Below are 10,238 nucleotides of genomic sequence, written 5' to 3' on the forward strand. Positions count from 1 at the left end.
TCAGGCGCTACGCGAGCAAAACACTCGCAACGAGCTAACCCAGAAGCAGCAGAAGATTGACGAAAAGCGCCACCAGATCGAGGCGGTCAAGCAATCCATCTCTGACCTCGAAGACGAAATGAGGCGCGACGGCGGCAACTCCGGCTGGGCACGCGAATAGCCCACCTCTCTAACAGGGACAACTAGACAGGGCGCCGGCGAGCGGTGTGGAGCGCGACGATGCCGCCCGTCCATTCCTCGAAGCTCGCCTCCACAAATCCCGCCGACTCGAAGAGTCTGACCAGTTCCTCCCGCAGCGGAAACACATAGACCGAGTCCGGCAAGTATTGATAGGGGCCGACAACGCCGGAAATGGCGGTGCCCACGCGGGGAAGAATGTGCCGGAAGTACAAGCCGAAGAGAGAGCGCCAAAGCCGATTCGGCGGGAGCGAAAATTCCAGGATCGCGGCCCACCCGCCCGGTTTCAGCACGCGAAAGATTTCGCGCACTCCCCTCTCGTAATTCGCCAGATTCCGAAAGCCAAAGGCACTCACCGCCAGGTCAAACTGCCCGTCCGGGAAAGGAAGCTCGAGCGCGTCCGCGTGAGCGAGGTGGATGCGGGCGCCACGCCGCCATGTTTTTTCGGCTGCCAGCGCCAGCATCGGCGGAGCAAAATCGCAGGCGAAGATCTGCGCCGGGCAATCCCGGCTGAGCCCACCACGACTTTGGCGGGCAAGCGCGAGAGCAAGGTCGCCGGTACCGCAGCATAGGTCCACGACCCGGGAGCCATCCCGCGAAAGCAGCTCGCCGAATCGCCGCGCCACGCGCCATCGCCAGACGCGGTCCAGAGAAAACGATAAGAGATGGTTCAGGAGATCGTAGCGCGGCGCGATCCGGGAAAACATTTCGCGGACGTGCCCGGCGGCATCGGGCTCGGAAAGAATCCGGCCCCCCGGCCGGGGCCGCATTCCTTCGGCCGGCTGCTCTTCTTTGCGGCGTGGGTGGCTCTTGGTCACGGCGCCAGGTTTGCCAGCGTTTCGCGCACAATTTTTTCCGGAACGCCAGGAACGATCTCCACCCGGCCAATCGAAAGGGGCAGGACAAAGCAGAGTTTGCCTGCCCGCGCCTTCTTGTCAGCAAACAGTTGGCGGTAGAGTGCCGCGGAGGAAATACCGCTGAGAGCGGGCAATTTCCCCAGGCGCCCGATCAGAGCGCGAATCCGGGCCGCGTCCTCGGCAGCCATCCTGGCGAGCCGCCGCGCCAGGTCGGTTGCCGCCAACATGCCCCAGCCAACTGCTTCGCCATGCGAGAAGCGAGCATAGCCCGTGACCGCCTCCAGGGCGTGGCCGATGGTGTGACCGAAGTTGAGTACCCGGCGAAGATTTTGTTCGCGCTCATCGGCCTCCACAATCCGCGCCTTGATGCGCACGCAGGCCGGGATGATGTAGTCGAGCGCAGCCGTCTTCCGCGCCAGGAGCGGGTTGAACGTGCTTTCCAGGAAACGGAAAAGCTGCGCATCGTCGATCACGGCGTATTTCACAACCTCATATAGACCGGAACGGTACTGACGCGCGTCGAGCGTCGCCAGAACTTTCGCATCCGCCACCACGGCGCGCGGGTGGTGGAACGCGCCGATCAGGTTTTTTCCTTCCGGCACGTTGACACCCGTCTTGCCGCCGATGGCACTGTCAATTTGCGCGACCAGCGTGGTCGGAACCTGCACGTAGTCCACGCCCCGCATGTAGGTCGCGGCAACGTAACCCACCACGTCGCCCACCACTCCGCCGCCGGCGGCCACGAGCAAGGAACCGCGGTCGGCACCCCGGCGTACCAGCTCCCGGCTCACCTTCTCCGCCGTGGCGATGGTCTTCTTCGCCTCGCTGTCATCAAAAAGCAAGGTTTGCGCCTTCCCTGGCAATCGCCGCAGCGCTTTTTCTATAGCGCCGCCCCAGTGCTTCCAGACGTTTCTCGAACTCAGCGTGAAGATGCTCGTGTAGTCCATCCGGTGCAAGGGCAGAAGCTTGGCCAGATCGGCCAGCAACCCGGAACCGCAGTGCACGGGGTAGGGATCCGGCCCGACGCGGACGAAAATGGTGCGAGATTGGACGCTGGACATGGCGCGCAGAACTAAATTTATAACATCGGAACGAGGATCAATAAAGCACAATTGCCTCGCTCGCCTCCCGCAGAGCGGGACGGGCTAGCTTGCGCCGTGCGACAGCGTGCGCTAGTATCGTTTCCGCAGCGCGTCGTTTCCTCATGAAAGCAAGTGCTCCCATCGAAACCGATTTTGTGGTGATCGGGGCAGGAGTCGCCGGCCTGCGGGCCGCCGTCGAACTCGCCTCCGCCGGCCGGGTTGTGGTTCTCGCCAAAGCGGAATTGACCGAATCCGCCACCGCCTACGCGCAGGGCGGCATCGCGGTGGCTCTCTCCGATGAAGACGAGATCGGGCTGCACTTTCAAGACACCATCAACGCCGGGGACGGGCTTTGCCACGTGGCGGCAGTGAAAACGCTGGTTGAGGAAGGACCGCAATACATCCATCAATTGATTGAGTGGGGCACGCAATTTGACCGCGAGGGCACGAAGCTGGCCTTTACCAAGGAGGGCGCTCACAGCCGCTCGCGCATTCTTCATGCTCACGGCGATTCGACCGGCCAGGAAATCAGTCGCGCCCTCTTCGCCAAGGTCAAGACGCTTTCCACTGTTCGCCTGATGCCATTTTTCTTCACCACCGATCTGATTGTGGAAAAAGGCGCGGTCGTGGGCATTCGCGGCTTGGACGAGCAGCGAGGAGTACCCTTCGAAACGCGCGCCCAGGCCGTTCTCCTGGCCACGGGAGGCCTCGGGCAGGTTTTTCGGGAAACCACCAACCCGGAAGTGGCAACGGGCGATGGCGTGGCGATCGCTTACCGCGCCGGGGCGGAACTCTCCGACATGGAATTCATCCAGTTCCATCCCACCGCGCTGCGCGTCAAAGCCGCCCCGCGGTTTTTGCTTTCCGAGGCGCTGCGCGGCGAGGGGGGAAAACTGTGCAACGTGGACCTGGAGCCATTCATGCACCAGCATCATGACTCCGGCGATCTGGCGCCGCGCGACATTGTGGCACGGAGCATTCTGCTCGAAATGCAGCGGACTTCGGCCGACTTCGTCTATCTGGATATGACGGGTCTGGACTCCGAACACGTCAAGAAGCGTTTTCCGCGCATCTACGAGACTTGCTTGAAGCACAACCTGGACATTAGCACGGACTTGATCCCGGTTCATCCAGCAGCCCATTACGCGATGGGAGGCGTGCGCACCGACCTTTTCTGCCGCGCCACCCTGCCTGGACTCTATGCCGCAGGCGAGGCAGCCTGCACCGGCGTGCACGGGGCCAATCGCTTGGCCAGCAACTCACTGCTGGAAGGCATTGTCTTCGGCGCTCAAGCCGGGCGGACGATGCTGGCGGACCTAAAGGGTGCCACGCGTCCCCGGGCCGCCGCGGCCGCTCGCCCCGATAGAATCGGGGCGAGCAATCCCACCGGCCACGCCAACCACGGCCGATGCGAGGGCCCAATGGCTCCCCTGCGCGGCAAGAATCCGCCCAGGAACGAAGCGGTTCACAAGCGCGGGCGGGAGATCCAAAACATCATGTGGCGCGAGGTGGGAATCATCCGTTCGGGCAATGAGCTCCGGCGAGCCATCGAGCAGCTCGAGGCCATGCCGATCTCGCCGCCGGAAAAAGCTAGCCGGCAGGAGTACGAGCTGCTGAACATGTGGACAGTGGCCAAGGTCATTGCCTGCTCGGCCCTCGCCCGCGAAGAGAGCCGCGGCGCCCACTACCGGTCGGACTTTCCCTATCATGACGACCGCTTCGCCAAACATTCCCTGGTGCGCAGGGGCCAGCCGACAAGATTTCTCTAGAACTCATCTCATAAATAGGTGAAATGACGCAGCGGAGAAGAACAACATTGCGGCCCTCCAGAAAACCCTCGAATTTGCGGCTTTTCCCAAGCCTGGCCAAGCAAGTCCTCTCCTTCAAAGGGCGTACACCTATTTATGAGATGGCTTGTAGTGTCCTGTCTCAGAACTTCGTTCAATAATTCCAAGGTGACCAACCCGTGCGTGCGGAGTGCGGGAGCTTGCTCCCGCCTTCTCGGGTGGAGGCTTGCTTCTATGCCTTCTATGGGTTGGAGCAGAAGCAAACATCTTCTCCAGGAAATCGGCGGCAAGCCGCCGCACTTCATAACGGTCCGGTTTATGCAGCGAACATCTGACTCACGAGACTAGGGAGCCAGCCTCTTCAACGTGGCGAGGATCACCCTCCCGACGACGCCCAAGCTCCTGGGGCTGATCTTGTCCAGCGTATCCTGGGGCGTGTGCCAATAGCTGTTGCCCGGGCCGTAGTTCAGATCAATCAGATCTGCCGCCTGGACGCCGCGCTGAACAAAGGCCACGTGGTCATCGAGGATCGAAACCCGTTCGGGCAGAAAGTGCTTCTGATAGCCCAATTCGCGGGCCGTTTTCCAAATCAGATGGACCAGCGCGGGCGAGGAATTCATCTCCCGGCGGATGTCCAGGTCAGCGTCGCCGATCAGGTCGGCCAGGATCATGGCGCGCACCCTCTTGAGCTCGCCCGAAGCTTGCATCTTTGCCGCCAGGTGCCGGCTGCCATGAAAGCCGTCGTTCGGCCCGTATTCGACGATGGCTTCTTCGCCGTCCAGGAACGCGATCCAGACGGTGAATCTTGGCCGGGAAGCAGCCAGAACCCTGGCCAGTTCGAGCATTAACCCGGTGGAAGATCCGCCGTCGTTCGCGCCCACAAAATCAGGCAGCCGCTTGGTGTCGTAGTGCGTTGCGAGCAAAACGACACCAGGCAACTCGCCGGGAATCTTGGCGATAATGTTCATCATGGCAAGCGGGCCGACCGGCGTATCCGCTGTGAAGGTATGCTCCTCGAATGCGACGCCCAAGCTCCCGAGCGTCTGCTCGATGTAGCCCTGGGCCCGCGCGATGCCCGGCGAACCGGAAGGCCGTGGCCCGATGGCCACCAGGTTGGCGACGTGGTGAAACGCGCGCCCAGCGTCAAAGCGCGCGGGCGGGGGTTTCGCCTCTGCCAGGCAAGACTGGCTGAGGCCCAGACAGGAAAGAAACAAGCATAAGGCGAGGAGAGACGGCCGGGAGGTCACTTGGCCGGCTCCGCAGCCCGCCGCGGCGGGGCCGCCCGGCGCTTTCGCCGCACGACAAAATAGGAAACGCCGATGCTAACCAGGTAAAGGAGCATCATCGGGACCATGAACAGGCACATCGTAAAGATATCGGTGGTCGGGGTGACCGCGGCGGCGGCCAGTGCAATGACCAACACCGCGTAACGAAAATTGCGCCAGAGAAAGCCAGGCGTGACAACCCCGATGAGGGACAAGAAAAAGATTACGATGGGCAACTCAAAGATGAGCCCGGTGCCGAACAAAATGATGATCGCCAGGTCGTAGTAAGCGTTTATGGAAATCATCGGTTGGAAGGGTTGGCCGATGACCACCAGGAAGCGCAGCGTATAGGGCAGGAGAACCAGAAAGGCAAAGATGGCGCCGGCGAGGAACAACACGGTCGAGAAGAAGACAAAGGGCACGACGACGCGGCGCTCATGTTTGTAAAGCCCCGGAGCGACGAATTGCCAAAGCTGCCAGAGGATGAAGGGCAGCGCGATGACGGCGCCAGCGTACAGCCCGACCGTGATGTAGAGTTTGACAGGGCCAGCCGGATCGGTAAAGACGAGCTGAACGGCCATTTTTTCTTTTCTCAAAGCTTCGAGCATCGGCACGGCAAGCCACTGATAAATCCGGTTAGCGTAATAAAGCCCGACCCCGGCGCCCACCGCCAGCGCGCCGACTGAATAGAGAATGTGCCGACGCAATTCCTCGAGATGCTCAAAAAAAGACATCTTCGAGGAACTTTCTTCGTTGTCAGGCAGGCGTGTTTGGTTCGGCATCCGTTTTGGGCATCTCCGGGGCGGCGGACTCCGAAGCCGACGGGGCAGGCTCCGTACCACCTTGTTGGTACGGGGCAGGCAAAGCAGCGGTCGGGTGGGGCTCAGCACCGTCCAAGGCGGATTGGGCTTGCTGTTCCAGCGTGCGCACCTCATCTTCCAGTTGATGGCGGAGGTCGCCGGAAGCCCTCCGAAATTCGGCCATCGTTCTCCCAATCGTGCGGGCCAGCTCGGGCAGCTTCCTGGGCCCAAAGATAAGCAAGGCCAAGAGGGCGATGAAGAGCATTTCGGTGAAGCCGATGGAGCCCATAAGCCCTCAAGGGCATCATAAGGAAGAGGTGCAAGGGTGTCAATCAGCGCCCTTTGGCGCTCCGGGGGCCTGTGCTATACTGCTTTGGAAGTTCAGGTCAGGAAAAGGGATCAGGCATGCGTTTACGCAACCGCGGATTCTGGCTGGCCCTGTCGGTGCTCGCCCTTGGCGCGCTTCTGGGCGGCCTTTACGGCCCGCGCGTCCAGGCCACCGGCGCTGCCACCGACGTGCAGGATGCCATCAAGCAGTTTACCCGAGTGTTTGCCATCGTCGAGCAGAATTACGCCGACCCGGTGGACGCTGAGCGAGCCCTCTACCAGGGCGCTATCCCCGGAATGCTGCGCACGCTGGATCCCCACTCGGCCTTTTTTGATCCGCGCAGCTTCCGATTGCTGCGCGAAGAGCAGCACGGGCGGTACTACGGCGTCGGCATGCAGGTGGCCCCGCGCGACGGCAAGACCGTTGTGCTGGCGCCCTTCTATAACTCGCCCGCTTATCGCGCCGGCATCCGGCCGGGCGACGTCATCCTTGGGGTGGACGGCAAGTCCACCGCCAACATGACGACCACCGAGGTGGCCGACATGTTGAAAGGTCCCAAGGGAACCGCGGTTTCCATCACCCTCGGCCGCGAGGGCCTTCTCGAACCACTCAACGTTTCCGTGGTGCGGGATGAAATCCCCCGCCACGGCGTGGATCAATACCTGCTGGTAAGGCCGGGGATCGGCTACATTCGGCTGACCAGTTTCAACGAAGTTACCGACAAAGAACTGGCCGAAGCCCTCGTCAAATTGAACGCCCGCAATCTTCAGGGGCTGATTCTCGATCTCCGGAACAACACGGGCGGGCTGCTGAGCGCAGGCGTGGCCGTCGCCGACATGTTTCTGCAAAAGAACCAAATTATTGTTTCCCATCGTGGCCGGGGAGCCGAGAAGCCCTACTATGCCACTCGTGGCAGCGGCGGCTTGGACGTGCCGGTCATCGTCCTGATCAATCATTATTCGGCCAGCGCTGCCGAGATCGTGGCCGGCGCCCTGCAAGATCACGACCGGGGTCTGGTGCTCGGCGAAACCAGTTTCGGCAAGGGTCTGGTGCAGACCATCTACCCGCTCGATGAGGATGCCGGCCTGGCGCTCACCACCGCCAAGTATTACACGCCCTCCGGACGCCTGATTCAGCGAGACTATGCCCACGTTTCGCTCTACGAGTATTATTACGGCCCAAAGGGAAACCGCACCAAAGAGGCGGAGGTGAAACAAACCGATGCCGGCCGGGAGGTCTTTGGCGGCGGCGGCATCACTCCCGATGTGACGGTGCCCACACCGGAATTGAATCGCTTCCAGCAACTCTTGCTCCGCCGCGATGTCGTCTATCCCCTCGAAATGGGCGTGGGCGGCTTTGCCAAGCATTACCTGGCCGAACACCCTGACATCGCCCGCGACTTCCAGGCCAACGATGAGGTGCTGCAGGATTTCCGCAAGTTTCTCGATCAGCAGAAAGTGTCCTTCACCGAGCCGGATATCACGGAAAACCTCGACTGGATCAAGCGCAAGATCAAGAGGGAGTTGTTTCTGTCCATCTATGGCGCCAATGAAGCCTTCCGAGTCGAGCTCGAGGGCGACGTGCAGGTCCAAAAAGCGATTACCTCCATTCCCCTGGCGCGTGAGCTCAACGACAAGGCCAAGCGAGTGCTCGCCGAACGCCTTTCCCAGCCGCGGATCCGACGCTAGCTTGATAAGGCAGTATCGGCCTTCAGGCCGACAGGCATGACGCGCTAAAAACGCGTCGCTGCTATATCGGGACTCATCCCGCTACTCGTTCCAATCCCGAATCAGAATCTCACTTTGGAATAGGGTTCCAAATTGCCTCCCATGGCAGGCGGAGATTCGCTCGATTCCCCAGCGTTTGAAGCACTTAGCGTTGTCCTCGCCCGCATAGGGATTGGCGCATGGATTGCTTGAGCCGTGAAGAGAAGCGTTTGCCCCCGGGCCACCCTCCCGACCCGCCAGGAAGCTACAGCAAGGTACGAACCATGGGCACAAAGAACCATTCCAGTCGCGCGAGTCCCGCGGCAGCTCAAATCGAGCGGCGTCGCTCCGAGCGCCTGATCGCTTCTTTCCCCGTTGAGGTCTCCGGCTACGATGCCGAGCATAATTTTTTTGTCGAAAAGACGGCCACGCTGGAAATCTCCCGCGACGGCGGTCGGATTCTTCTGAACCGGCCGGTCAAGGTTGGCAAGGAGTTGCACATTCGGATGCGCGATCCCTCTACTTCGCCTTCTGTGTCAGAACACCTGATGGTTTTTCGAATTATTTGGGTCGGAAATCCCGACGCGAGTGGCCGGAGAGCAGTGGGGGCCGAGTGCCTCGCCAGCACCGAGTTCTGGCAAAACACCTACGAACGCAGCCGGTCAGAAAGCCGCTAGAACGTCAGGTGACAGGTGGCAGGTCTTAGGTCTTGAGTCTTGAAATTGGTGGACGGCATGGGAGGAGTTTACCCTGAGCGAGTCCGCCGTGCCGGACGAGTCGAAGGGAACCCACGGCCTCCGCAGATCGCTGCGACCCGATTTTCGCTTTTCGAATTTCGATTTTCGCTCTTTTGGGCTGGTGGACGGCATGGGATTCGAACCCACGGCCTCCGCGTTGCGAACGCGGCGCTCTCCCAACTGAGCTAGCCGCCCACGGGCCTCATCCTAACATAGGCCGCCCTCGGCCTCCAAGACAGCCCGCCACGGCAAGGATTTACTTCAGGGCAAGGCTTCAGTGGGTTCACGTCGAGCGGCGGCAGCGTTTCCTCGTCAGGAGCGCAGGCGCTCGAGAGCCTGACGGAGAATTCCATCGAGCGCCGACGGATCCGGCACGCTTCCCTGCGCGAATTGTTTCGACCCGCCACCCTTGCCGCCAAACTCCTCCAAGACGGCACGGAGGAGCGAGCCCATGTCACCGGGAAGATTGGCGGACTGGGCGAAGATGACGGCAGCCGGCGTGGTCTGCCCCGAACCATAAAGGTTCGGGGCCCGGTTGGCAAAAAGCACGACCACGCTCTCTTCAGCAATCAGCCGCGTGGCAAGCTGTCGCAAATAGTTCGCATCGGCCGCATCGAAGACCTTGACAACGAGCCGGCACCCGCCCTCGACCGTCGCTGCGGCAAGCCCCGCACCGTGATGGTACGGGGCGAGCAGTTCTCGAGCCTCGCATTCAGCCAGGCGCGCCAGAAGTTGGCCGCGGTCTTGTTCCACCTGTTTGCGCTCTTCGAATTGCTTCCGGACAAGGCCGGGAACTTCCTCGAGAGCGCAGGAAAACATTCTGGCCGCCTCGGTGAGGGTCGAAAAATCCGCCTTGGCAAGCCGAATGGCGCGCCAGCCGCAGACAAATTCCACCCGCCAGTTCCCTTTGAGCTTCTCGACCTTTCGTACGAAGATAGGCCCAATCTCGCCGGTGCGCGCCACGTGCGTGCCGCCGCATGGGCAAAGGTCGAAATCCTCAATCTCAATCAGCCGCAGCTCGCCCTTACGCTCCACCGCGCGGCGCCCCGATACATCGGGGCGGCGCAGCATCTCTTCGTCAAGCGTCTCGGCGTCACGAAAGCGGGCGTGGACGGGGCGGTTCTCAATCACCGTGCGGTTGGAAAGCTCTTCCGCCTCGGCAAGATGTCGAGGCACAACCGAGGGAGCCGCCAGATCAATCGTCGAGATCTCTGTTCCGAGATGAAAGCTGACAGTCTCAAACCGGAAGAGGCGAACAAAGGCCGCTGAGAGCACGTGCTGGCCGGTATGCTGCTGCATGTGGTCAAAGCGCCGCGCCCAGTCCACTATGCAATGAACGGCCGTTCCTGTCGAGAAAACTCGGGACAAGCTTGCCGCTTCTCCAACGACGATGTGGGCGACCTCGCCCCTCTCGTTGATTTGAACGTCACGGAGCGCGACGCCTCCGATCGTCCCGAGGTCGTTGGGCTGGCCGCCCGAAGTGGGATAAAACGCAGTTT

Annotated in this window: 9 protein-coding genes and 1 tRNA gene; 3 read left to right on the forward strand and 7 right to left on the reverse strand. The window is 61.3% G+C overall.

Going from position 1 to position 10,238, the window contains the following annotated elements; translation table 11 throughout:
• Positions 1-182: 182 nt before the first annotated feature.
• Both VIH17_02375 and aroB read right to left on the reverse strand, forming a co-directional pair.
• On the reverse strand, positions 183-995 hold the full coding sequence (locus VIH17_02375; GenBank protein ID HEY4682077.1) for a ubiquinone/menaquinone biosynthesis methyltransferase: 813 nt from the start codon (positions 993-995) through the stop codon (positions 183-185).
• A complete protein-coding gene (aroB, locus tag VIH17_02380) occupies positions 992-2,095 on the reverse strand; it encodes a 3-dehydroquinate synthase (GenBank protein HEY4682078.1) in 1,104 nt (367 codons plus the stop codon). The genes VIH17_02375 and aroB overlap by 4 nt, the downstream gene beginning before the upstream one ends.
• A gap of 143 nt (positions 2,096-2,238) precedes the next feature.
• On the opposite strand from aroB, the gene nadB reads away from it, so the two are divergent.
• On the forward strand, positions 2,239-3,885 hold the full coding sequence (gene nadB / locus VIH17_02385) for an L-aspartate oxidase (protein HEY4682079.1): 1,647 nt from the start codon (positions 2,239-2,241) through the stop codon (positions 3,883-3,885).
• A gap of 362 nt (positions 3,886-4,247) precedes the next feature.
• Here the strand turns inward: nadB and VIH17_02390 are convergent, their stop codons facing one another.
• The 3 genes from VIH17_02390 to VIH17_02400 are packed head-to-tail and all read right to left on the reverse strand — an operon-like array spanning position 4,248 to position 6,257.
• Complete coding sequence (locus VIH17_02390; protein ID HEY4682080.1) at positions 4,248-5,150, reverse strand: M28 family peptidase; 903 nt, start codon at positions 5,148-5,150, stop codon at positions 4,248-4,250.
• Positions 5,147-5,950 (reverse strand): twin-arginine translocase subunit TatC, encoded by an 804-nt coding sequence (gene tatC / locus VIH17_02395; GenBank protein ID HEY4682081.1) that lies wholly within the window; start codon positions 5,948-5,950, stop codon positions 5,147-5,149. The genes VIH17_02390 and tatC overlap by 4 nt, the downstream gene beginning before the upstream one ends.
• Positions 5,925-6,257, reverse strand: a complete 333-nt coding sequence (locus VIH17_02400; protein ID HEY4682082.1) for a twin-arginine translocase TatA/TatE family subunit — start codon at positions 6,255-6,257, stop codon at positions 5,925-5,927. The genes tatC and VIH17_02400 overlap by 26 nt, the downstream gene beginning before the upstream one ends.
• Before the next feature lie 116 nt (positions 6,258-6,373).
• Here VIH17_02400 and VIH17_02405 point away from each other — a divergent pair, with 116 nt between their 5' ends.
• Both VIH17_02405 and VIH17_02410 read left to right on the forward strand, forming a co-directional pair.
• The gene (locus VIH17_02405; protein HEY4682083.1) at positions 6,374-7,984 is read left to right on the forward strand and encodes a S41 family peptidase; all 1,611 of its coding nucleotides are present in this window, start codon (positions 6,374-6,376) and stop codon (positions 7,982-7,984) included.
• 218 nt (positions 7,985-8,202) lie between these two features.
• The gene (locus VIH17_02410) at positions 8,203-8,679 is read left to right on the forward strand and encodes a PilZ domain-containing protein (protein HEY4682084.1); all 477 of its coding nucleotides are present in this window, start codon (positions 8,203-8,205) and stop codon (positions 8,677-8,679) included.
• Positions 8,680-8,858: 179 nt separating this feature from the next.
• Here VIH17_02410 and VIH17_02415 read toward each other — a convergent pair.
• Together VIH17_02415 and VIH17_02420 are read right to left on the reverse strand one after the other, a co-directional pair.
• Positions 8,859-8,934: transfer RNA gene (locus VIH17_02415), tRNA-Ala, on the reverse strand.
• A gap of 117 nt (positions 8,935-9,051) precedes the next feature.
• The coding region (locus tag VIH17_02420) for a DHHA1 domain-containing protein (GenBank protein ID HEY4682085.1) at positions 9,052-10,238 on the reverse strand (1,187 nt) is incomplete at its 5' end.

The sequence above is a fragment of the Candidatus Acidiferrales bacterium genome (assembly GCA_036514995.1).
In the GTDB taxonomy this organism is placed as follows: domain Bacteria; phylum Acidobacteriota; class Terriglobia; order Acidiferrales; family DATBWB01; genus DATBWB01.